We start from the raw sequence: 24156 nt of genomic DNA, 5'->3' as shown, positions 1-24156 counted from the left end.
AGACAGGCGTACGCCAGGGCCAGGCTCCCCGGTCGCTGCAACCTGTGATGAACACGTGGTGAATGAACATGGGCCAAAGTGTAGCAAAGGTCTTGGCGCTTTCGGTTTTTCCCGTGCAATCACCATGAAGGACCACTCGAAAACCCTGTTGCAGCCACCGTCCGATCTTGCAACAATTGGAAACGAACGACCGTTCTATTTTAAGAACTGAGGAGACAAGCATGAACCTGATGGAGCGATGCGCTGCATTCGCCGCCGCATGCCTGCTGGCGGGGGCTGCGGTGGCGCAGCCGATCACCGTATCCAACGTGAAGTACGACGAAACCCAGCAGTTGGCCGACAGCACGCTGCAGCTCAACGGAGCCGGCGTGCGCTACAAGGCCGTGTTCAAGGTCTACACCGCCGGGCTGTACCTGGAGAAGAAGGCCGGCACGCCGCAGGAGGTGGCGGCACAGAAAGGCCCCAAGCGCATGAGCATCACCATGCTGCGCGAGATCGACTCCACCGAGCTGGGCAAGCTGTTCTCGCGCGGCATGGAGGACAACATGGACCGTGCGGCCTTCTCCAAGCTGATCCCCGGCGTGATGCGCATGAGCCAGATCTTCTCCGACCACAAGAAGCTGGTGGCGGGTGACCAGTTCCAGATCGACTGGATTCCCGGCACGGGCACCGTGATCACCGTCAAGGGCAAGCCCCAGGGCGAGCCCTTCAAGGAGCCCGAGTTCTTCAACGCACTGATGGGTATCTGGCTGGGCAATGCGCCCGCGGACTGGAAGCTCAAGGATGCGCTTCTGGGCAAACCTGCCGCCTGAACCCACATCCGCCTTTTTCCCTTCCGGGAAAGCCCTAGCCGTTTCTGTCGCCCGGCAGACACGGCGCCCGCAACCCGCGGGCGTAACCTTCAAAGCCCCGGCCGCGCGTGCGTGCGCCATCCGCCGCAACCGCTTCGGGGCCTTCTCCGCGCCACCGCGCACAGGAGCGATCCGTCCATCCCCTGGCCCTTTGACCTTGCATCTTTGTTCGCGCGCCTGACCACACCATGAAACAAGCCAAGCTTTCCATCGGCCTGCGCCTGGGCCTTTCCTTCGGCGCCATCCTGTTCATCACGGCACTGATCGCGGCCACCGGCATGTGGCGCATTGCCAGCCTGAGCAGCGCCAGCGAGCGCGTGGCCACGCAGGAGATCGAGCAGCAGACCCTGGTGGAGAACTGGGCGGCCGACATCCGCCTGAACTGGGTGCGTACCGAGGCCTTCCTCAAGGCCATCGACCGCGACTACATGGACAAGCTCACGGCCGACACCCAGGCCACGGCGCAGGGCATCGAATCCAAGGTGAAGCGCATCGAAGGCCTGGTGCAGGGTGAAAAGAACCGCGCGCAGTTGGCCACCATTGCCACAGCCAGCAAGGCCTACAACGACAAGCTGGCCGAAATCCGCGAGCTGCACCGCGGTGGCGAGCCCAACGTGCCCACGCTGGTGGACAAGGACCTGCGACCCCTGGCGGACCAGTACCTCAAGACCCTGGACGACCTGCGCACGGCCATGGCCACGCAGCTGGCCGCGAGCCAGAGCGACACCGGCGCGCAGGCCCAGGCCAGCCAGGTGCTGCTGGGCGTGGGCACGCTGATCGCCGTGGCGCTGGGCGCGTTGCTGGCCTTCACGGTCACACGCTCCATCGTGCGTCCCGTTCAGTTGGGCAAACAGGCTGCCGAAAGCATTGCCGATGGCGACCTGACCCACCCCATCGCGGCCACACGCGATGACGAAACCGGCCAGTTGCTGCAGGCTCTGGCCACGATGCAGGCGCGCCTGGCCAGCATCGTGGGCAATGTGCGCCACAGCGCCGAGGGCGTGGCCACGGCCAGCGCCGAGATCGCCTCGGGCAACAACGACCTGAGTGCCCGCACCGAACAGCAGGCCAGCGCGCTCGAAGAGACCGCCGCCTCGATGGAGGAACTGGGCTCCACCGTGCGCCAGAACGCCGACAACGCGCGCCAGGCCAACCAGCTGGCCATGAGCGCATCGACCGTGGCCATCCAGGGCGGGCAGGTGGTGGCCGAGGTGGTGGACACCATGAAGGGCATCAACGACAGCAGCAGGAAGATCGCCGACATCATCTCGGTGATCGACGGGATCGCCTTCCAGACCAACATCCTGGCGCTCAATGCGGCGGTGGAAGCCGCCCGCGCGGGCGAGCAGGGCCGCGGCTTTGCCGTGGTGGCCGGCGAGGTGCGCAGCCTGGCCCAGCGCAGTGCCGAGGCCGCCAAGGAGATCAAGGGCCTGATCGGCACCAGCGTGGAGCGCGTGGAGCGCGGCAGCGCCCTGGTGGACAAGGCCGGCGCCACCATGAACGAGGTGGTGGCCTCGATCCGCCGCGTGACCGACATCATGGGCGAGATCAGCGCCGCCAGCAGCGAACAGAGTTCGGGCGTGGGCCAGGTGGGGGAGGCGATAACGCAGATGGACCAGGCCACACAGCAGAACGCGGCGCTGGTGGAACAAAGCGCCGCCGCAGCCGACAGCCTCAAGACCCAGGCCGGCCAGTTGGTGGAGGCGGTGGCCGTGTTCCGCCTCGGCGCGGGCCATGCCGGCGCCCCCCAGGCCATACCGATCGCCACGCCCCACGCGGCCAGCAAGGCCTCGCGCCTGCTGCCGGCGAACGGTCAGCGCCGCATCGCGGCCTGAGCCAGGTTCAGGCAGCGGCAGCGAATTCCGCGAGCGCGTCCACAAAGCCATCGGCATCCACGGCCCGCACGGGCTGGCCGTGGTTGTAGCCGTAGGTCACCAGTACCACCGGGCAACCTGCGGCGCGTGCCGCCTGCGCATCGTTGCTTGAATCGCCCAGCATCAGCGTGCGCGCGGGCGCCGTGCCCAGCGCCTCGCAGGTCTTGAGCAGGGGCAAGGGGTCGGGCTTCTTGCGGGCGAAGCTGTCGCCGCCGAAGACCTGCGAAAAATAACCATCGAGCCCCTTGGCTTCGAGCAGCGGCACGGCGAAGTCTGTGGGCTTGTTGGTCAGGCAGGCCAGGCGCAGGCCTGCGGCCTGCAGTGCCTGCAGGCCCGCCACCACGCCGGGGTAGACCTGCGCGTACTGGCCGTTGATGGCGAGGTAGTGCTTCTGGTAGCTGGCCCAGGCGGCGGGGTACAGCGATTCGACCTGCGCCGCATCGGCCGGCTGGCCCTCCGATGCCAGCACATGGGCCAGCACCGAGCGCAGCAGATGCTCCGAACCCTTGCCCACCATGTGCTCGATGTGCTGGGCGCCGATGGCCGGCAGCGCCAGCTCGCGCAGCATGCGATTGAGCGCCTCCGCGAAATCGCCCAGGGTGTCGACCATGGTGCCATCCAGGTCCACGATGGCAGCGTCCACGCGGGACAGCAGGGCGGACAGGGCGGGTGTTGCAGACATGGGGAAGGCTCCTCAACAGGCGAACAAAAAAGGCCGGGCATCGTGCCCAGCCTGAATGGATTTTAGAGGGTGCCTTATCTCAAGCTCAGAGTCTGGCGCTTCCAAGAAGGGTCCTGCCAGCGTTGGAACAGGGGCAGCGTGGCCACGTCGCCCGTCACGCGCTCGGTGGCCAGGCCTTCCAGGCGCACGATCTCAAAGCTGCGGCGGTAGCGGCCCTGGCCGCGGGCCTCGCGCGCCACCAGCATCTGCTGGCCGCCGGGCACCCAGCCGGCCCATTCGGCCACGCCGGTCTCGGGCGCGGTGGCGGCCGGAGGCAGCACGTCGACCAGCCAGCCTTCGGCGGTCTTGCGCATCACCCACAGTTCGCGCCAGCCTTCCAGGGGCTGCACGGCCAGGGCGACGGCATTGCCTCCGCGGTTGATGCTGGCCGAGCCGGCCCAGACCACGCCGTAGGTGCAGCGGCGCACCAGCGGGGCCTTGGCGCCCTTTTGCGTGTCCACCAGCAGCACACAGGTCTCGCCCGGGGCGCCGGCTTCGGTCACGATGCCGGGGCGGTTGCCCTGGGCCGGGGGCAGGCTGGCGGGCACCAGGGCCCAGCGCACGGCACCGACCCGCATGGCGGCGTCGTTGTAGGCAGGCTGGTCTTCGTCGGGCAGGTCGTTCTTGCTGACGCCAGCGAACTCGGCCAAGGCACGCGAGGCGGCGGCCGCTGTCGCGGGACCGGCGGCATCCTTGCGCGCCTGCTGGAAGGCCAGGGCGCTCCACACGCTGGCGCGGCGCATCTGGATGCGGTTGCGCACATAGGACGGCAGGCCAGCCACGTCCACGCGTTCGAGTACCTCGGACTGCCATTCCTGCACGCGGGCGCGCTCCTGGGCCGGCAGGTCGGGGTTCACGCACTCGGGCCGTGTCAGCGCCAGGGCGGCGCGGGCGCGCTGCTCGGCATCGGCCACAGGCATGGCCAGCACGCGGCGGAAGGCCTCGCCGTCGTAGCAGACCTGCATGCGGCCTTCGACCTCGTAGGTGGTGAAGCGCACGCCGTAGCCGTTGGCCACATCGAGGTGGGCCGACAGCGTGGCGCCCGAGGCCTTGCCGGGCGCGGCGGCCGAGGCGCGGCGCGCGAGCCGATCGGCCAGCGTGCCCAGCGCATCGAAGGCCTGGGCGCCCTGCTCGCCCGCCAGCGCGCTGGCAGGGGCAGCCTGCAGGTAGGCGGCGGTGATGCCAATGCCCAGGGCCTCGGCACCGGGGGTGTCGCGCACAAAGCGCAGCACAGAGAGCAGGGCCGGCGCTTGCGCCTCGCCCTCGGCCACGCGGCGCACTTCGCTGGCGCGGATGAAGCCGCCGCGCTCGCGCTTGTGGTCCCAGACCTGTAGGTAATCGAGGCGCTCGCCGCGCACTTCGAGCACTTCGCCCTGCCACAGGGCGGACTGCTGCTGGGCCGATTCGCGGGGGGCGGCGCGCAGCACGGCCTGGTCCTGCACGACGATGGCATTGCCCAGGCTGCTGGCGTGCGCGGGCTGCACGGCGGCGGTGGCGACCATGGTGGCGGCAGAAGCGATGGCCGCGACAAGGGTGGGGGTGGTGCGACTCATGTTCATTGCTCCGTGGCTTGGGCGGCGGTGGTGTCGTCGGCGCCAGCGTTGGCCTGGGCAGCGACGGCCTGGGCATTGCGGTTGCCGCCCAGCAGCGCGGCACCGATGAAGTCGCCATTGGTCGGTGGGGGCGCGATGATGACCTGGATCTTGTCCGAGAGTTTGTCGGCCAGCGTCTTCTGGATCAGCAGTGGGTGGCGCGTGACCAGGGCGCCTTCGCGCGCCATCTGCTCGGCGTTGACCTTGCCGATGCGGTCCATGCGGAAGGCCTCGGCCTCGGCCAGCTTCTGGCGCGCATCGGCCTCGCCGTTGGCTTCGATGCGGCGTGCCTGGGCGGCGCCCTCGGCGGCCTTGATGCGCGAGACCTTCTCGGCCTCGGCTTCGAGCTGGCGCTGCTCGATCTGGCGCTGCTTGAAGGGCAGCACATGCTTCATGGCTTCTTCCTGCGCACGGGCGGCGATGACCTGCTCGCGCGCGGCGGCTTCGGCGGCGACCTCGCGGCGCACCTTGTCGGCGCTGGCGTCGAGTTCGGTTTCCTTGACGCGCTTGTCCTTGAGCTCCAGCGTGTAGCGCATCTTCTCGGAGGCGAGTTCCTCGGCCAGCAGGCTGTCCATGCCGCGGCGGTATTCGGCGGGCAGGTCGACCTTGCCGATCTGCACGTGGCGCAGCAGCACGCCGTCTGCGGCCAGGCGGGTGCGCAGTTCGGTCTCGATGATCTGCTGGATCTCGGCGCGCTTGGTGGAGAAGATCTCGCGCACCGTGTAGCGGGCAAAGACCTTGTAGATCAGGCCCTGCACAGCGGGCTCGACGATCTCGGCGCCCACGTTGTCGGGCAGGCTGCCCGAGCGGGAAGCGACCGTGGCGGGATCAAGGGCGTAGCGCACGCCCAGGTCCAGGCCGAAGGACAGGCCTTCGACCGACTGGAGCGGGGCGCCGCCATTGGCCTGGCGCATCTGCTCAGGGCGGTAGGTCTGGTCGCGCAGCGAAAAAACGCGCACGCTGTGCAGGCCGGGCAGCACCCACACGCTGCCATCGCGCCACTGGGCGACCGAGCCCGTGACCTGGTTCATGCGCACCCCCAGCTCGCCCTGCTCCAGGTGCTGCACGGGCGGGTTCTTGTAGACCATGGCGCCGGCGGCCACCACGGCTGCGCCGATGGCCAGGCAGGCCAGGGTGCGGCCCGAAGGGGCGGCCAGGCGGCGCGGGGCGGTGGCGGCAGGAGCGGTCGATACGTCCACGGCAGCGTCCAGGGTGGTATCGATGGGCTCGACCGGGGCGGCGTTGCGGCGCAGGGCGCGGATGATGCGGTTCCAGGTGGCTTTCATGGTGTTTCCCTCTTCAATTCGGTGCGGTTGGTGGCTGTTCTGCGGCGCCGGATTTCCGTGCCGCATTGGTGAGCAATTCTTCGCATTCCCCCCGGAAGCAACAATGCTGCGGCCGCGCCAAAGCGCTCACGGCCACCGTGCAAACGCTCCGCCCCCGGAAGAAAAACTCACACCGGCTGCGGCGGGGGCCCCGGATAATTGGCGCAGGACCACTCTTGCCCCCTGCCATGACCCGCATCGCCGTGATCGAAGACGACCTGCCCACCAGCAACCAGTTGGCCGGCTGGATCCGCAGTGCGCGCAGCGGCATCGTGATCGACCAGTGGTTCACCCGCGACGAGGCCGAGGCCGCGCTGGCGCGTGAGCACTACGACGCGGTGGTGCTGGACATCGAGCTCGGCCGCGAGCGCCATGCCGGCGTGGCCCTCATCAACGCCATCAACAAGCTGCGCCAGGGCACGCCGGTGCTGGTGGTGTCGGCCATGCCGGCGGCCATCTACCGCAGCATCATGAAGGCGCTGGACGCCTGGGACTACCTGCAGAAGACGACCTTCGAGGAGGCCGATTTCATCGAGACCTTCCTCGACATCCTGCGCACCACGCAGGCGGCCACGCCGGCCGCTGCCGCCACGACACCCGGCGATGCGCTGGTGCTGGACCCGCTGTGGCAGCGCAGCCCCACCTGGCGCGGCGAGCGCATCAACCTGCCGCTCACGGCGCAGCGCATCCTGGCCACGCTGCACCAGCGCAGCGGCGAGGTGGTGTCCTACGACGAGCTGTTCGAGGTGGTCAAGAGCGGGCGCAACCGCGACAACGTGCGCAAGCATGTGAGCACCATCCGCGAAGCGCTGCGCGAAGTGGACCCGGCCTTTGAGGGCATCGAGAACGTCCCCATGCGCGGCTTTCGCTGGGTCGGCTCGCCGCTGGCGCAGGGCCGCTTGAAGACATGATCAAGCGCCTGCTGCGCCCCGGCCTGGAGATGCCCCGGCTCGAAATGCCGCGCCTGGGCCTGCCGGCCTTTCGCTCGCGCATCCTCGTGCGCAGCGTGTTCATCCTGCTGGCCGTGGCCACCGTGGCACTCAGCGTGGTGCTGCTGCGCGAGGAGAAGGAGCGCGCCTGGCAGAGCTACCAGCACGGCTTTCAGCGCAGCCAGGCCGAGGTGATGGCGCGGCTGCGCCACCCCTCGGGCCAGCTGGCGCTGCTCAATTCCGCGAGCCTGGGCCAGGGCGCCACGCCGCTGGCCCCGCTGCTGCTGCCCTACTCGGCCATCGATTTCGACGACCAGAACAAGGCCCAGCAGGCGGTGGAGATGGCGGGCTGCTCGGTGCAGTACCCCGATGGCTCATCGGTCTGCGCGGCCATCGGCAACAACCCGTATGCGGGCGGCTTCATCTACCTCGTGGGCAGCTTCTATGCCGGTGAGCTGGCAGGCCGCGAACGCGGCGCGCTGGACCTGGCGGCCGTGCACCGCGCCCGCGTGACCCTGGACATGCGCGGCACCACCAGCCGCTGGGTCGCGCCGTTCGAGGCCATGGCACCGACGCCGGGCACGGCCGCGGGCACCCTGCCCGGCGCACGCGGGCGGCTCACCGGCTTTGTGGACACGGGCGGCGACACGCTGGACGTCCGTGCCCGCCCGGTGCGCGATTTCCGCGGCTGGCTCTGGCAGAACGGTCAGTGCCGCGACCTGGCGGGCGCCGCCCCCGACTGCCAGCGCCGGAGCTTCTATTCCATCCGCCTGCCGGTGGAGCTTTTCCGCGAGGCCCTGTTCCGCAAGGACCAGCGCCTGGTATGGCCGCCCGAGGACCTGGGCAGCATGCGTGTGCGCGTGGAGATGCTCGCGCCCGGCGAAGGCCCGCCGCTGTTCGACAGCAATGCCCCGGGTGCACAGCCGGGCGCCTCGCTCACGGAGGTGACGCGCAGCCTGCTGCCCGGCGAGAAGGTGCAGGTGCGCAAGATGGGCGAAGGCGAGGAGCGTGCGCTCACCCTCCAGGGCGCCGAGGTACAGGCCGAGCCCTCGTCGCCCTGGCTGATCCGCCTGGTGAGCTGGCTGCCACTGGATGCGCCCGAGGCGCGCGCCACGCCCGCGGGCCTGGACATCCTGGACACGCCCACGGGCAACTACGTGGTCAGCTTCACGGGCAACCTGCGCGGGCTGGAGCAGGGCCTGGCCGCGGTGGCCACGCGCATGTCCTGGTACCTGGGCGCCATGCTGACCGCGATCGCCCTGGCCTGGCTGATCGTGGAGGTGGGGCTGCTGCGCCGCGTGACGGCCCTTACCCGGCGCGCGGCCGCCGTGTCCTATAACGTGCAGGATGGGCACATCGGCCCGCGCCTGGGCGACCTCGACGTCTCGGACCTGCGCGGCTCGGACGAGCTGGGCATCCTGGCCGGCGGCCTGGCCGACCTGCTGCAGCGCGTGAAGGACGATATCCAGCGCGAACAGCTGCGCGCCCAGCAGGAGCGCGACATGTGGCACGCCGTGGGCCACGAGATCATGTCGCCTCTGCAGTCGCTGATGGTGCTGCACGGCGGGCCCGGCGACCCCGGGCACCGCTACGTGCAGCGCATGCAGCAGGCGGTGCACGTGCTCTATGGCACGGCCTCGCCAGCGGAGGCATTGCAGGCGGCCGATGTGCCCCAAGGCCGGCTGGACCTGGATGCGTTCTTGCGCCATGTGGCGGACAACGCGCATTTCGCGGGCATCGTGGACGTGGTGTACCCCGGTGGCGCAGGCGCAGTCATCGTGCGCGCCGACGAGTTCGCACTGGAGGACGTGGTGACCCACATCCTGCGCAATGCCGATCGCTACCGCCCCGCGGGCACGCCCATCACGCTCACGCTCGCGGCGTCGGAGTCCACCGCCAGCGCCACGCTGCACAACGTGGGGGCCACGATTGCCGACGACCTGCTGGGCCGCATCTTCGAGCTCGGGGTGTCCGACCCCGACCTGCCCACGCCCGTGGGCGAAGGCGAGCACCGCGGCCAGGGGCTGTTCGTGGCCAAGACCTACATGGCCAAGATGGGCGGCACCATCAATGCGCAAAACACGGCCGACGGAGTGGCGTTCACGCTGACCTTCCAGCGGCTGGGTTGAGCGGGGCAGCAGGAAGAAGGCGCCAAGGCGCACGGCTGCGGTCGGCGCTGTCCGACAGGACCCGGGGGGATGCAGGGCTACGCTGCACCCATCCCTTTGCAACTGTGTTGCACCCTGTCATTCGCGCCCTGCGCAAGGAGTCCCCGCCATGAAACGTTTCGCCTTTTTTGCCCCCGTTGTCACCGCCGCCCTGCTGGCAGCATCTGGCGCCGCTTTGGCCCAGTCGCCTTCCTCGGAGGCCACGGCCCGCTACGAACAGGACCGCCAGAAATGCATGACCAACAACACCCAGGACAGCATGGCGACCTGCATGCGCGAGGCCACCAACGCCCTGGACGCATCGCGCAAAGGCCAGTTGAGCGACCCCGGCCCGATCGCGGCGGTCAATGGTACCGACCGCTGCAATGCCTTCCAGAGCGCTCAGGAGCGTTCGGAGTGTGTGCGCCGCGTCGAGAGCAGTGCCGTGAGCGGCTCGGTCTCTGGCGGTGGTGTGCTGCGTGAATCGACCACAACCACCATCATCGTCCCGGCGCAATGACCGGAGCAATCCAGTAAAGCAAACGGGCTGCATGGTGCAGCCCGTTTTTCTTTGCGTTGTATTACTTCAGCGCTTGCCGCATGGCGTCGATGACGCCCTTGTAGTCCGGCTTGCCGAAGATGGCGCTACCGGCGACGAAGGTATCGGCCCCCGCATCCGCGACCCGGCGGATGTTGTCCGTCTTGATGCCGCCATCCACCTCCAGGCGGATGTCCTTGCCCGAGGCATCGATGCGGCGGCGCACGTCCTCGATCTTGCGCAGGGCGGAGTCGATGAAGCTCTGGCCACCAAAGCCGGGGTTGACGCTCATGATGAGTATCAGGTCGATGTCGTCGATGACCCAATCCAGCACGTCCAGCGGCTGGGCCGGGTTGAACACCAGGCCGGGCTTGGCGCCCTTGCTGCGAATGGCCTGGATGCTGCGGTGCACATGGGCGGACGCATCGGGGTGGAAGCTGATGTAGTCCGCTCCCGCCTCGGCGAACGCGGCTGCCAGCGCGTCCACGGGCTCGATCATCAGGTGCACATCCACCGGAACGGCGGTTCCATCGGCGGTCTTGGCATGCGGCTTGAGGGCCTGGCAAACCATGGGGCCAAAGGTCAGGTTGGGCACGTAATGGTTGTCCATCACGTCGAAGTGGATCCAGTCCGCTCCGGCGGCAATGACATTGCGCACTTCTTCCCCCAGGCGGGCAAAGTCGGCGGAGAGGATCGAGGGGGCTATGCGAAAAGGTCGGCTCATGGGGGGATTGTCGCAGTTACCATTCGCCCATGCCAAAGCTCCAGTTTGACGTGAAAGTTCAACCCGAGTACCTGCCGGAGCAATCCGAGCCGGACGCGGGGGTCTTCAGCTTCGCCTACACGATCACCATCACCAATGCCGGGGACGCGACTGCGCAGCTGATTTCGCGCCACTGGATCATCAGCGACTCGCGCGGCCATACCGAGGAGGTCAAGGGCCTGGGCGTGGTGGGGCACCAGCCGCTGCTCAAGCCCGGTGAATCGTTCCAGTACACCAGCGGTTGCCGGTTGCGCACGGCCAGCGGCACCATGCACGGCACCTTCCACTGCGTGGGCGAGGAAGGCGAGCCCTTCGACGCCAAGGTGGACCTGTTCATGCTGGAGGCGATCAACCAGGGGCCCTCGGGCCAACCCCTGACCGGCCGGGTGCTGCATTGAGCCGCAGTGTGGACCTCGCCAGCATCCTGGCGCAACTCGACCCGAATGCCGATACCGCCCACCGCCACCTGTGGCTGATCGGCCTGCTCGACTGGGTGCGCGGCAAGCGCGACTCGGTGCCGGGGGCCATCGGCCGCCTGCAGCTGTTCCTGGATGCGGCAGAGGCCCGGCCCGAAGTGCAGGCGAAGCTCCAGGCATGGTGGGCGGTGCTGGTGGACACCGTGGACATCACCACCCTGCTGGCCGACTTCGGCTTTGCACCGCGCACGGCCCTGGCCAGCGAGGTGGCCGAGCGCCTGCGCACCAAGCTGCTGCCGGCCAGCCCCGAGACCATCGACGCCTCCGAACTGTTCATGCTGGCCCTGCCCGGCGGCTTCGACGCGCAGTGGGTCGGCGCGCTGGAAGAAGCCCAGCTCGCGCGCCTGGTGCACCTGCTGGCGCCCACCGACACGGGCGGCGCCTCGCGCTGGCAGAAGGCCCTGCTCGACGCCATCACCTACTGCGCAGGGCAGATCCTGTCCACCGGCTTCGCACCCGAGCTGCGCCTGCGCATGAGCGAGGCGGCGCGCGAATCGCAGCCCTTCCACGCGCTGATCCACGATGTGGAGAGCCTGCGCGTGGAGGTGTTGCACGGCCTGCGCACGCCCGAGCGGCTCGACGCTGCGGTGCAGCGCCTGCGCGAGCGGCTGGAGGCATGCCGTGCGGCCGCCGCCACGGTGTACACGCATTTCGAGGACAACGGCATCTCGGTCGGCCTGGTGTTCCGCCTGCGCCAGCTGCGCGAGCGCATCCTGCGCGTGCGCCTGCTGCTCGACTGCCTGCTGTCGTCCCAGCCGGCCCTGACAGCGGCCAAACTCATGGCCAGCCTGGTACTGGTGGGGCAGGAGCGGCGCAGCCTGCGCGCGCTGTTCGCCTCCAACTCCTCGCTGCTGGCGGCCAAGGTGGCAGAGCGCAGCGCCGAGACGGGCGAGCACTACATCACCCGCACGGGGGCGGAGTACCGCTCCATGGTGACGAAGGCGGCCGGCGGCGGGGCCCTGATGGCCTTCACCACGCTGGCAAAGTTCGGCCTGTACGCGCTGGCGCTGTCGGCGTTCTGGGGCGGCTTCTGGGCGGGCGTGAACTATGCCGTCACCTTCGTGCTGATCCAGCTGCTGCACCTCACGGTGGCCACCAAGCAGCCGGCGATGACGGCACCGGCCATGGCCGCCAAGCTCAAGGAGCTCGGTGCCAGCGACGCCATCGAGTCCTTCGTCGACGAGATCACCCACCTGGTGCGCTCGCAGGTGGCGGCCGTGCTGGGCAATGTGCTGGTGGTCTTCCCGGCCGTGATCGTGCTGGCGGTGGGGATCGCGCAGGCCACCGGCGCGCCGGCCATCACCGCCAGGCAGGCCGAGCATGTGTTCGAGTCGCTGCACCTGCTCGGGCCTTCGCTGTTCTTCGCGGCCTTCACCGGGGTGCTGCTGTTCCTGTCGAGCATCATCGCGGGCTGGACGGAGAACTGGTTCGTGCTGCACCGGCTGGACTCGGCCATGCACTACAACCCGCGCATCACCAGGCTGCTCGGCCCTGCGCGCGCAGCCCGCTGGGCACGCTTCCTGCGCGAGAACCTCTCGGGCTTCGCGGCCAACATCTCGCTTGGCTTCATGCTCGGCCTGGTGCCGGCCGTCGCGGGTTTCTTCGGCCTGGGCCTGGACGTGCGGCACGTGACCCTGTCCACCGGCCAGATCGGCGCGGCCCTCGCGTCCCTGGGCCTGCCCACGCTGCACCTGCCGGGTTTCTGGTGGGCACTAGCAGCCATCCCGCTGATCGGCGCGCTCAATGTCACGGTGAGCTTCTACCTGGCCTTCAGCCTGGCGATGCGCGCGCAGAACGTGAGCGGCGTGGACCGCTCGCGCATCTATGCGGCCATCCGCCTTCGCCTGCGCACCGCGCCCCTGAGCTTCTTCATCCCCGGGCGCGGACGTTCGGCAACCTGCTGATGCACCCCGAAACAGCACCCCCCACAGCTTCTTACAAAGCTCGAAACTGTCCTACAAAAAGCACCGGAGGAGACAGTTAAATTAGGCGCACTCTGGCAGGCCACGGCGCTTTTGCAAAACCGAAGCGGATCCTGAGGCCTTTGCCGGGTACGTTAAGGTAACGGCGCACCAGCGGCCTTTCGCTGGGCCATGGCTGTGCACCACGCCGCGCCGCAGGATGTGATCTGGCCGGCAGCGCACAGCATGCGACCACCATCGCGGTGGCGGCACGCCGCACAAGAATCAACCCGCGGGTGCCTCCGGTATCCGCGCCACGCAGGGGTCACACGACATGAATGAAATCCTGAGCTTCTGGGCGCAGTGGCTGCGCCCCTCGGCCGGGCTCCCTACGGTGCAATGGTCTCTGTTGCTGGCGGTGGCCGCCGTGGCGGGCTACCTGTGCCAGCGCCATACCGGCCTGCCCAAGGTGGTGGGCTACTCACTGGTAGGCACGGCCGCGGGCCTGGCCGGCTTCAGCGGCGCGCTGTGGCCGCTGCAGGGCATCGGCCTGTTCCTGCTGGAGCTGGGGATCGCGCTGGTGCTGTTCGAGTGCGGCGGGCGCATACCGCTGCGCTGGTTCCGCCACAACCCCATGGTGCTGGTGCAGAGCATTGCCGAATCCGCCCTGACCTACTTCGCCGTGTACTGGGTGCTCGTCTGGCTCAACCAGCCCACCCAGGTGGCCGGTCCGCTGGCCCTGGTGGCGCTGGCCGCCTCGCCGGCCGTGCTGACCCGCGTGGTGGCCGACACCCGCGCCGCCGGCCCGGTGACCGAGCGCGCCATCGTGCTGGCCACCCTGTCCACGCTGTACGCACTGACCCTGGGCAGCGCCCGGGCCGAGCAGATCAACCGCCAGAGCCTGACCCTGATCGACACCATGTACCCGGTGATCGTGGTGCTGGGCGTCTCGGTGGTGGTGGCGGCCGCGCTGGCACTGGTGATGCGCATGGCGCTGCGCATCATGAGCCCCGCGAGCGAGAACACCTCCATGCTGCTGCTGGCGCTGATCGCGGCCGGCACGGCCGTGGCTGCGCACATGGGCGGTTCGGCCCCGCTGGCCGCACTCTTGGGCGGCATTTTGCTCAAGCAGGTCAACCCTCGCCCCTGGGCCTGGCCGCGCCAGCTGGGCAATGCCTCTTCGCTATTGACCATGCTGATGTTCGTGCTGGTCTCCACCGTGGCCGCGCAGGCCGACTGGAGCGGCCCCGTGGCCGGCGTGGTGCTGGCCCTGATCGCCGTGCGCTTGGTGGCCAAGGTGCTGGGCGTGGCCCTGGGCAACGTGGGCAGCGGTGCCAGCTGGCGCCAGGCCCTGTGGGTGGGCGGCGCGATGACGCCGATGTCCTCCATCGCGCTGCTGATCGCCTCGCAGTTCGTCGTGGCCTCGCCGTCCACCGGCCACCTGATCGCCCGTGTGGCCTTGCCGACCATCCTGCTCATGGAGGTGCTGGGTGCCGTGATCGCCACCATCGCCATCTACCGCGCGGGCGAGAGTTCGAAACCCTGGGCGCCGCTGTCGAACGCCGCCGCCAGCAGCCATGGAGACAACGCGTGAGCCTCGAAGCCTTCAACCATTCCGAACCGCTGACGCTGGGCGTCGAGCTGGAGCTGCAGCTCGTCAACACCAACGACTACGACCTCGCGCCCTATGCCGAGGACATGCTGCGCCTGATGCACAAGACACCGCTGCCCGGCAGCGTGGTGCCCGAGATGACGAACAGCATGATCGAGATCTCCACGGGCATCTGCCACTCGGCCAGCGAGGTGCTGGGCCAGCTCACGCCGATCCGCGACGCGCTGGTCAAGAGCGCCGACAAGCTCAACATCGCCGTGGTGGGCGGCGGCACGCACCCCTTCCAGCAGTGGCACGAGCGGCGCATCTACGACAAGCCGCGCTTTCGCGAGCTGTCGGAGCTGTACGGCTATCTGTCCAAGCAGTTCACCATCTTCGGCCAGCACGTGCACATCGGCTGCCCCGATGCCAATGCCGCGCTGCTCATGCTGCACCGCATGTCGCGCTACATCCCGCACTTCATCGCGCTGTCGGCATCGAGCCCCTACGTGCAGGGCCAGGACACGGCCTTCGATTCGGCGCGGCTCAATTCGGTGTTCGCCTTCCCGCTCTCGGGCCGTGCACCGTTTGCGCTGACCTGGGAGGACTTCACCGCCTACTTCGACAAGATGACGCGCACCGGCGTGGTCAAGAGCATGAAGGACTTCTACTGGGACATCCGCCCCAAGCCCGAGTTCGGCACCATCGAGATCCGCGTGTTCGACACGCCGCTGACGATCGAACGTGCCGCGGCCCTCGCGGGCTATGTGCAATCGCTGGGCGCCTGGTTCCTGGCGGACCAGCCCTTCATGCCCGAGGAGGACGACTACCTGGTCTACACCTACAACCGCTTCCAGGCCTGCCGCTTCGGCATGGACGCGGTCTACGTGGACCCGTCCACCGGTGACCACATGCCGCTGCGCGAGCACATCATGATGACCATGGACAAGATCGCCAGCCATGCCGCCATGCAGGGTGCGGCCAACGCCATGCACATGCTGCGCACCGAAACCGAGGCCGGCCAGAACGATGCCCGCTGGCTGCGCGAACGCCAGCGCGAGGAGCAGCTGCTGGCCGAGGTCAGCCGCCAGGCGGCGCAGCGCTTTCGCGGAACACGGCTCTGAACAGCGCGCCCAGGCGCAGCAATGCCTGGGCGGCCGCGCGCCGCAGAACACCGGGAGTGCTCCACATCGTTTCGTTGCGCAGGCGATGGGATTCGCGGAGGGCTGCCGCCTTGAAGCGGTGCAGGTCTGCGGGATAGGGTTTGTCGCGCTGCGGCATGGGGCACATCCTTCCAGTTCAATGCGGGATGTGTTGACTCTAGGCAGCGGCATGCAGCGGCGAAACGCCGCCGGCTGCAAGGGCGTTTTGCAGCGCCTGCAAGCGCGGTCCGGGCCTTGCGCGCCAAGGCCGCTACCATTGGCAGATGCGCGACATCCGCTTTGAAGACATGCACCTCTTCGTCCGCGTGGCGGACCTGGGCTCGCTATCGGCCGTGGCGCGCGAGCGCGACGTGCCGGTGAGCCAGGTGTCGCGCACGCTGGCGCGCATCGAAAAGGCCTGCAATGCGCGGCTGATCCACCGCTCCACGCATGGCCTCACGCCCACGGCCGAGGGGCTGACTTTTCTGGAGTACTGCCGGCGCCTGACCAGCACCATGGACGAGCTCGAGGGCGAATTCGCCAGCCACCAGAGCGGCCAGGCCAGCGGCTCGGTGCGCGTGGCGGCCAGCTCGGTCATCGCCGAGCACCTGCTGATCCCGAGTTTCGACCGCCTGCAGCAGGCGCACCCGCTGCTGCGGGTGGAGCTGGTGGTGGACGACCGCATGGCCGACATGGCGCGCGATGGCATAGACATCGCCATCCGCACCGGCCCGCCGACGAGCGACACGGTGGTGGCCCGCCCGCTGGGCACGCTGTCGCGCCGGCTCTATGCCACGCCGGCCTACCTGCAGGCACATGGCACGCCGCAGCACCCGGACGAGCTGCACCGCCACCGGCTCATCACCAACAGCGCGGTGGCGCAGCTCAACCGCTGGCCTTTCATCGTCGATGGCGAGCCGCGCGTGGTGGTGGCCGACGGCCACTGGCGCTCCGGCAGCACCGGCATCACGGCACGCCTGGCGCTGCAGGGCCTGGGCATTGCACGGCTGGCCACGCTGGTGGCCGAGCCGCTGGTTCAACAAGGCGTGCTCGCGCCTGTGTTGCGCGCATGGGTGGACGAGCAACCCTCGCCCATCCAGGCCATCACGCTCACGCGGCGGCACCGCCTGCCCAAGATCAAGGCCTGCATAGACCACTGGGCCCTGTGGTTCGCCGGCCCGCCGCCAGAGTGAGGCGGGCAGAGGGTCGGGGCGCTCCTGCGGCTTACACCGGGAAGGCGCCGGCGTCCAGTTGCTGCACCACGCCCACCAGCTCGGCCAGGCCTTCGGTGGCGATCGGCAGCTTGGTCACGGCCGCCAGGAAGGCGCCCTGGGCGGCGTAGGACTTGCCCGGGCCGATCAGCGATGCGAACTCCAGCACCTGCTGGGCCGTGGCATCCACGCCCGTGACGGCCTTGAACAGGAAGCCCACCAGGCCGTCGTTGCCGATGCCGGGAGCCAGCGTGTCGATGAGGTTCTGCGCCAGCGCATCCAGGCCACCGAGGCTGTCGGCCTTGTGCACCCACTGGCTCAGAGCCAGCGTGTCCGGCTTCTGGCCGAACAGGGTGTAGGCCAGGGCCAGCACCTGTCCGGTCTTGCCGCCATCGCTGGTCGCGGTGGGCAAGGCCACGTCGAAGGCGAACAGGCTGCCCTGCAGTTCCACGCGTTCCACGCCGCTCATGGTGACGGGGCCCGTGGGGGTGTTGATCACCACCTTGCCGGTGCTGTCCTGGCTGATGCCCAGGCGCAGCACATCGGCCAGCGTGGCAGAGATCACCACCGTATCGACGCCCTTGCCGCCCGTCACCGTGTCGGCACCACCGCCAGTGACCACGCGGGTCAGCGGCAGGTCGGGCACGACGATGGTGTCGCTGCTGCTGGAGCCCTGCAGCGTGGCAGGCAGGCCAGGGCCGGCCGAAGGAATCAGAGGAATGGTCGGCGGCGTGCCGCCGCCACCACCACCGCCACCACCGGAGGCTGGCGTGCTGCCCAGGTTGAGCCCGATCAGGATCGGGTTGTGGTCGCTCGAACGGTAGGGATCGGCGTTGAAGTAGCTGGCATCCTGCGCGTTGTCCTTGTTCTCCATGTTGTAGTCCAGCAGGGTCGGCTCTTCGGCGTTGATGCCCCACTTGTAGGAGCCTGCGACCTGGCTGGTCAGGCTGCTGCTGGCCAGCGCATGGTCGAGCGAACCCCACAGGCCGTCGAACGCGTAGGAGTTGCCCGTGGACACCTTGCTGTAGCCGCTGGCGGCCAGATCGGTGATGGTCTTTTCCTTGCTGTAGGCATTGAAGTCGCCGACCAGCAGCACGTCGTTGTCGGTGCTGCCCGTGGGGTGGGTGCCGAGCCACTGCGCCAGTTGCGCCGCGGCCTTTTCGCGCGCGATGGTGCTGGCGCCCTGGCCGTCCCCCGTGTCCAGACCTTGCGTGGCGGTGCCGCTGCCCTTGCTCTTGAAATGGTTCACCACCAAGGTGAAGGTTTCGCCGTCGGCCTTGGACTTGAAGGTCTGCGCCACCGGAATGCGGTTGCCGTAGGTGGACGAGAAGGCGTCGTACACCGTGGGATCGGGGTTGGACGCAGCTCCCACCAGCTCGACCTTGGCGGTCTTGTAGATGATGGCCACCATGATGGCGTCGCTGCCGGTCTTGGGCTGCTCGACGAACGCGTAGGTGCCCGGGCCGGCCTCGGCATTGAGGGCGTTGACCAGCGACTGGATGGCGCTGTTCGGGCCAAAGCCGTTGTTCTGCACTTCCATCAGGCCGAGCACATCGGCATCCAGGCTCAGCAGGTTCTTGACGATCTTGGCCTGCTGGCGCTGGAACTCCGTTGCGTCGGTGGCACCGCGGGCCGCAATGCTGTTGCCTTCGTTGGTGATGAAGTTGGCCGTGCCCAGCGTGGTGAAATAGTTCAGCACGTTGGCCGAGGCCACCTTGATTTCAGCCGAACTGATGCTGCCCGGGATCGAGCCCGCCGTAGGACGCGCATCGCCCGTGAAGTTCACAGCCTGCGTGGGCTGCACGCGGTAGCTGGTCTCGTGCGTGGCAGCGGCAGTGTCCACGAACTGGTCGACGATACCGGTCACGCTGGTCACGCCGTCGCCAGCGCGCAGCGTGTTCGTGGCCGACAGCGGCAGGCCGCCGCGGCCGATGTGGCTGGCAGGGTTCTGCGTGCTGCTCAGGTCGTCCAGGATGATCTGGTCCTTCTTGAGGTCGGCCAGGTAGGCGGTATTGCCGCTCACGCTGGGCGCATTGAGCTCGGTGTACTGCTGCTGGATGGCGTCCGACGTCAGCGTGACCTGGCCGTACTGGCCCAGGTTGAAGTTGTCGGTGACCACCAGCTTGCCGCCGCTGGTGGCGGACTGCACGGTGACCAGCATGCCCTCGTAGGCTTCCCAATTGATGGCACTGGCCACGGGCAGCGTCACCACGGTGGCGGCAGGCAGGCCTGCGTTGTCCTGCACCAGGGTGAAGGCGGTGGGCGAGGCCAGCTGGGTCTGGCCCTTGTAGTCAGCCACCGTGCCCTTGACGCTGATCTTGTCGCCCACGCTGTTGGCATCCAGGCCCGGGATCACGGTGCTGCCGTAGTAGACGAAGATGCCTTCGGACGTGCTGGCATCGCTGTCGTAGTCGGCCGCCTCTTCCTGCACGTAAAAGCCCTGCAGATTGGGGGCCCATCCCGTGACGATGCCCTCGATGGTCACCGTGCTGCCCATCATCTGCGCGGTGTCGCTGCTGCCCTGGATCGCGTGAACCTTGGTGATGGGCGCTTCGTCGGTGCGGATGATGCCCTGCGCGGTGCCGCCGCCGATGGCGGTGACGCCATTGGGCAAGCCCGACAGCGTGACGGTGAAGCCTTCGTCCTGCTCGATGGTGGCGTCACCCTGCACGTTGACGGTGATGAGCTTGCTGGTCTCGCCTGCGGCGAAGCTCACCAGGCCCGTGGGCAGCGCGTTGCCGACGAAATCGTCCGCCGTGGCAGGCGAGGTGCCGGAGCCGGTGACGGCCCAGTTGATGGAGGCTGCAGCCGAGGTATCGCCGGCGCGCGTCACGGTGAAGGTGTAGGCGGTGGTGCCCGTGTTGCCTTCCAGCTTGTCGGCGCTGGTTGCGGCGATGGAGACGACCGAGCCGCTGTAGCTCTCGAGCTTGAAGTCGTCCACACGCCAGCTCGAAGAGGAGCTGGCTGCCGTGCCGGACGACTGGTACTGGAAGGCGAAGTAGACGTTCGTGCCGGCAATGGCCGACAAATCGATCGGGCCCGACTGGGTCCATGCCTGGCTGCCCTGGGGCGACGGCGTGAAGCCCAGGTCCGTCCAGGTGGCGAGCGTCGGGTCACCCGTGCCGCCGTAGTTGGTGGAGTACTTCAGCGTGACCGGCTGGGCAAATCCGTTGTCGGTGAAGTTGGTCCAGGTGCGGAAACTCAGGAACTCGGCGCTGGTGTCGTTCAGGTTGAACGCCTTGGAGATCAGCCAGTCGTTGGCCGCGGCGGTGTCGCCAAAGCCATTGACCTCGGCAGCCTTGTCCGCGCCGGCCGTGGTGTTGAGGTACCAGCTGTTGGCCGCATCGGCGTCCTTGCTGTACTTCGTGAATTCGGCAAAGCCGTTGGCGTCGTTGAAGGCTTGCGTGTAGGTCGGCACGGCGCCCTTGGCGGCTTCGGTCAGGCCGGGCGAGCCGATGTTGGCGGGCGTACCCGTCTGGGCGAAGGCACCGTCCTGGCCCGCCACCGCAGCCTTGTACTGCGGGGTGACCGTGGAGATGCCATCCCACACGGCGGAGGTGCCTGCAGCGCCGCCCACGGCCACACCCGTATGGCCGCCAGCGGAGTTGCCGCCGCCGGTCTTGACCAGGGGCTGGATCACCGTGCCGTCGCTGGCCGTGACGGACGTGCCGGTGGCCTTGTAGTTGATGGCGGCGGCCACGCTGCCGGTCGCATCGAAGACCACCACCGCATCGTCACCGCCCAGGCCGGCGCCGCCCACGGCGAGCACCTTGGTCGTGGTGGGCAGGTTGTTCCACGCCGTGCGGAACGCGGCTTCGTCCGTGGCGTTGACGATGATCAGCTTTTCGCCGGCGGCCAGCACCGTGCCGGCGGTCAGTGCCGTGGCGCTGGAGAATACGCCGGCCTCGTCGGTCCACTTCCAGCCCGACAGGTCGATCGCCGTGCTGCCGTAGTTGTACAGCTCGAAGAAATCGCCACCGCCCGCGCCGGAGCTGGTGCTGGAGTTCACTTCGGTGATCAGCACCTTGGGCTTGGGGATCGCGCCGGGCGAGCCGATGTTGGCGGGCGTGCCCGTCTGGGCAAAGGCCCCGTTCACGTTCGCCACCGCAGCCGTGTACTGCGGGTTGCTGGTGGAGACTCCGTCCCAGACGGCGGAGGTGCCTGCCGCACCGCCCACGGCCACACCCGTATGGCCGCCAGCGGAGTTGCCGCCGCCGGTCTTCACCAGGGGCTGGATCACCGTGTTGTCGCTGGCCGTGATGGACGTGCCGGTGGCCTTGTAGTTGACGGCGGCGGCCACCTTGCCCGCCGAGTCGAACACCACGACGGCATCATCGCCGCCCAGACCGGCACCGCCCACGGCGAGCACCTTGGTCGTGGTGGGCAGGTTGTTCCACGCCGTGCGGAATGCCGCTTCGTTGGTGGTGTTGACGACGATCAGCCTTTCACCGGCCGCAAGCATGGTCCCGGCGGTCAGTTCCGTGGCGCTGGAGAATGCGCCGGCCTCGTCGGTCCACTTCCAGCCCGACAGGTCGATCGCCGTGGTGCCGTAGTTGTACAGCTCGAAGAAATCGCCACCCCCCGCGCCGGAGCTGGTGCTGGAGTTCACTTCGGTGATCAGCACCTTGGGAGGGGGGGCGGAGGTGGTGGTGAAATTGAAGGCGGTGGCGCCTGCCAACCCGCCCCAGTTGTTGCCGTAGTGGTCATTGAGCGTGCCTGCGACCGCTTCGACGTAGTAGGCGGTGTTCGCTGCCAGATCGGCCGTCGGGTTGATGGTGACGGTGTTGAACGCCACCGTCACCTGGGTGGTATCGGCAGCGGAGATGGTCGCCACGGTGCTGTTGTCGCTGACCTTCTTGATCACGAAATCGCCCGTGCCGCGGGCCACGCCTTCGTCGAAGCGCAGCACGAGATTGGCGGCCTTGTCCACGTTGGTGGCATCGTCCGCGGGGGTGCTGGTCTTGAGCACGGGGCCGGTGGCGTCGGTGACATTGGCGCCGATCTGCACCCAGTTGCCGACGAATTTCTGCTGCGCGGCCGGCAGGTCCTTGGATGCGGTAGCGCCGCCCCAGGTGCTGTCGCCATTGTCCTGCAGCAGTTGCACCAGGGTGCCCTGGGCCGTGCTCTGCACATCGACAATGGTCTCGAAGCTGCCGCCCGTGCCGTCGCGCAGGGCGTCGAGGTTCACGTCCAGTTCGGAGGGCGTGGCGCTCACGCCGTCCCAGCGGAACAGGCGGAAGTCGTGCGTCACTTCGGCGCTGGCACTGCCCGAAGGGCCGGCCAGGATCAGGTAGCTGCCATCGCCTGCCTTTTCGATGGAGCGGATGCCGCGGCCACCCAGGTTGAGTTCATAGACTCCGCTGACGTTGGGGGCCGCGCCACCCGTTTCGCTGACCAGGCCAGCGACGTCCAGCGCCAGCACCACGGCCTTGTCGCGGGTGTTGGCATCGGTCTGAGGCGCACGGAAGCCGACCAGCAGCTTGGTGCCGTCCTGCGAGGCGGTCATGCCTTCGATGGAAAAGCCGTTGAGGTTCTCGGGAATCACGCCGGCGCCCGACGAAGTGGCAAAGCCGAAGTAATTCGCGCCCTTGCCATGGACGTTGCCCTGGTCCCAGGCCACGAGCTGGTCTTCCAGGCTGGTGTGCTTGCCCAGGTAGGTGAATTGGGTGTCGGCGCCCGTGCCGGTGATCTTCACGGCCAGGATGTATTCGCGGTTGTTCTGTTCCGCACCGCTCTTGTTGTTGCTGTGCGAGCCCGTGAAGTAGAAGGTGTCGCCGATGCGCGTGCCGCCTTCCAGGTCCAGTTCGCCGCCATTGCCCAGCGCCGCGCCGTAGTTCCACTCCTTGACGGCCTGGCCTCCGGCGCGGTCGTACACGCGCAGCACGCTGACCTCGTCGTCGCCGACCACCATCCAGTTGGCATCGAGTGCGAGCGCGGTCGAGGCATCGGAGCTGCCGAGGGTGGTGCCGGTGTTGGGCGTGAAGGTCTGTCCGCTGCCGGCCGTTCCCAGGTCGGCAAAATTGATCTTCAGGCTGCTCTGCGTCGAGTTGGCGACGCCCGCAGCCGAGCCGCCGGTGAAGGCGCCGTCGGCGAAGGTGACGGTCAGGTTGTTGACGTCGTTGGCATTGGCATGGCTGGCGGCTGTGCCGGTGAAGCTCAGTTCGGCCGTGGTGGCGCTGGTGCGGGTGAGCACGGCGGTGAGGCCGGCGGGCACATTGGTCACGTTGGCGGTGGACAGCAGGCTGGCGCCATCGGTGCCGGTGAAGGTCTCGCCCGAGAGCGTGATGGTGATCTTGGAGCCTGCTGCCAGTTGGCCGTCGAAGGCCTGGGATTCGTTGATGCTGCCGCTGTAGGCCAGGCTGGGGCCGACGGGAGCGGCAGCCGAGGACGTGACGGAAATATCATCGATGCCGATCCATTCGTCGGCACCCACCGCATCGTTGGTGATGATGCGCAATTGCAGCTTGGCCGCGCCATTGACGGCCGCCGGCAGCGTGGCATTGACGGTGGTTTCCTTGGTCAGGCTGGGGCCATCGGATGCGTCGGCAGTGAAGGCCGCGGGCACGTTGATGAAAGGGCCGGTCTCATCCAGGCGGTACTGCAATGCGACCGCCTGCACGGCGTTGTCGGTGTTGCTGTCGAGGTCGCGCAGCCTGTAGCTGATCTGGATGTTCTCGCGCCCGGTCGCATCCAGGTGCAAGACCAGGTGGGGCGCATCCGCCGTCCCCGATCCCTGCAGCGCCACCACGGGGTCCGCCAGCGTCTGGAACACACCTACCGCGCCGCTGCCGCTGGGCGTGCTGCCCAGCAGCACCGCACTTTGCGGCGTGGCGCTGCCATCGGCGGTGACGGTCTGCGGATCCGTGCCCGCAGCAGCCGACAGACTGTCGCCACGGTAGCCGACGATGGAGGCTACGCCGCTCCAGCTGTCGGCAGTGGGGATCGCCGTGGCGACGTTGGTCCAGTTCTGGCTGAAGTTGCTGGCCGACAGGGCATGGTAGACGGTGGTCATGCTCGTTTCCTCCGCGTGCGTGCGGGTAGGTAGGTCAATGGGGAGGCGCTGGCGAAAAAGTGCTTTCCACCGCGCAAGAGGGG

16 protein-coding genes are annotated in these 24156 nt (G+C 68.2%); 10 read left to right on the top strand and 6 right to left on the bottom strand.

All coding sequences use genetic code 11. The features are described from left to right. The first annotated feature begins 221 nt into the window (after window positions 1-221). The gene (locus AC07X5_RS16225; RefSeq protein WP_494771008.1) at window positions 222-812 is read left to right on the top strand and encodes a chalcone isomerase family protein; all 591 of its coding nucleotides are present in this window, start codon (window positions 222-224) and stop codon (window positions 810-812) included. 227 nt (window positions 813-1039) lie between these two features. Next, window positions 1040-2686: a methyl-accepting chemotaxis protein gene (locus tag AC07X5_RS16220; protein WP_494771007.1), complete on the top strand. Its 1647-nt coding sequence runs from the start codon at window positions 1040-1042 to the stop codon at window positions 2684-2686. Between the two features lie 7 nt (window positions 2687-2693). Here AC07X5_RS16220 and AC07X5_RS16215 read toward each other — a convergent pair whose 3' ends face one another. From AC07X5_RS16215 to AC07X5_RS16205, 3 genes are all read right to left on the bottom strand, one after another. Next, window positions 2694-3407 (bottom strand): phosphoglycolate phosphatase, encoded by a 714-nt coding sequence (locus AC07X5_RS16215; RefSeq protein ID WP_494771006.1) that lies wholly within the window; start codon window positions 3405-3407, stop codon window positions 2694-2696. A gap of 74 nt (window positions 3408-3481) precedes the next feature. Next, entirely contained in the window at window positions 3482-4948 is a 1467-nt protein-coding gene (locus tag AC07X5_RS16210) for a hypothetical protein (protein ID WP_494771162.1), read from the bottom strand. A gap of 53 nt (window positions 4949-5001) precedes the next feature. Beyond that, a complete protein-coding gene (locus tag AC07X5_RS16205) occupies window positions 5002-6324 on the bottom strand; it encodes an SPFH domain-containing protein (protein WP_494771005.1) in 1323 nt (440 codons plus the stop codon). Between the two features lie 227 nt (window positions 6325-6551). On the opposite strand from AC07X5_RS16205, the gene AC07X5_RS16200 reads away from it, so the two are divergent. The 3 genes from AC07X5_RS16200 (at window position 6552) to AC07X5_RS16190 (ending at window position 9959) form a co-directional block, all read left to right on the top strand. Next, on the top strand, window positions 6552-7274 hold the full coding sequence (locus AC07X5_RS16200) for a response regulator transcription factor (RefSeq protein ID WP_494771004.1): 723 nt from the start codon (window positions 6552-6554) through the stop codon (window positions 7272-7274). Next, window positions 7271-9421 (top strand): sensor histidine kinase, encoded by a 2151-nt coding sequence (locus AC07X5_RS16195; protein ID WP_494771003.1) that lies wholly within the window; start codon window positions 7271-7273, stop codon window positions 9419-9421. The genes AC07X5_RS16200 and AC07X5_RS16195 overlap by 4 nt, the downstream gene beginning before the upstream one ends. Window positions 9422-9569: 148 nt before the next feature. Further along, entirely contained in the window at window positions 9570-9959 is a 390-nt protein-coding gene (locus AC07X5_RS16190) for a hypothetical protein (RefSeq protein WP_409958442.1), read from the top strand. Window positions 9960-10020: 61 nt separating this feature from the next. Here AC07X5_RS16190 and rpe read toward each other — a convergent pair whose 3' ends face one another. Continuing rightward, on the bottom strand, window positions 10021-10701 hold the full coding sequence (gene rpe, locus AC07X5_RS16185) for a ribulose-phosphate 3-epimerase (protein ID WP_494771002.1): 681 nt from the start codon (window positions 10699-10701) through the stop codon (window positions 10021-10023). Between the two features lie 29 nt (window positions 10702-10730). Between rpe and apaG the strand changes: the two genes are divergently transcribed. The 4 genes from apaG (at window position 10731) to AC07X5_RS16165 (ending at window position 15832) form a co-directional block, all read left to right on the top strand. After that, window positions 10731-11138 carry a Co2+/Mg2+ efflux facilitator ApaG/CorD gene (apaG, locus tag AC07X5_RS16180; RefSeq protein WP_409958438.1) on the top strand — a complete coding sequence of 136 codons (408 nt, stop codon included), beginning with the start codon at window positions 10731-10733 and terminating at the stop codon, window positions 11136-11138. A gap of 8 nt (window positions 11139-11146) precedes the next feature. Next, complete coding sequence (gene tlpB, locus AC07X5_RS16175) at window positions 11147-13120, top strand: transporter-like protein TlpB (protein ID WP_494771001.1); 1974 nt, start codon at window positions 11147-11149, stop codon at window positions 13118-13120. A 331-nt stretch (window positions 13121-13451) separates the two neighbouring features. Further along, window positions 13452-14711 (top strand): cation:proton antiporter, encoded by a 1260-nt coding sequence (locus AC07X5_RS16170; RefSeq protein ID WP_409958434.1) that lies wholly within the window; start codon window positions 13452-13454, stop codon window positions 14709-14711. Further along, window positions 14708-15832 carry a YbdK family carboxylate-amine ligase gene (locus tag AC07X5_RS16165; RefSeq protein WP_494771000.1) on the top strand — a complete coding sequence of 375 codons (1125 nt, stop codon included), beginning with the start codon at window positions 14708-14710 and terminating at the stop codon, window positions 15830-15832. Before AC07X5_RS16170 ends, AC07X5_RS16165 begins: the two co-directional genes overlap by 4 nt. Here the strand turns inward: AC07X5_RS16165 and AC07X5_RS16160 are convergent. Continuing rightward, the gene (locus AC07X5_RS16160) at window positions 15789-15989 is read right to left on the bottom strand and encodes a hypothetical protein (protein ID WP_494770999.1); all 201 of its coding nucleotides are present in this window, start codon (window positions 15987-15989) and stop codon (window positions 15789-15791) included. The genes AC07X5_RS16165 and AC07X5_RS16160 overlap by 44 nt on opposite strands. A 169-nt stretch (window positions 15990-16158) precedes the next feature. Between AC07X5_RS16160 and AC07X5_RS16155 the strand changes: the two genes are divergently transcribed. Further along, window positions 16159-17043, top strand: a complete 885-nt coding sequence (locus tag AC07X5_RS16155) for a LysR family transcriptional regulator (protein ID WP_494770998.1) — start codon at window positions 16159-16161, stop codon at window positions 17041-17043. Window positions 17044-17074: 31 nt separating this feature from the next. Here the strand turns inward: AC07X5_RS16155 and AC07X5_RS16150 are convergent, their stop codons facing one another. Continuing rightward, window positions 17075-24073 carry an ExeM/NucH family extracellular endonuclease gene (locus AC07X5_RS16150; protein WP_494770997.1) on the bottom strand — a complete coding sequence of 2333 codons (6999 nt, stop codon included), beginning with the start codon at window positions 24071-24073 and terminating at the stop codon, window positions 17075-17077. Window positions 24074-24156: the final 83 nt, after the last annotated feature.

This window comes from Acidovorax sp. GW458-11-26-14-TSB4, assembly GCF_059423865.1.
This window is presented reverse-complemented; position numbering and strand designations above follow the sequence as displayed.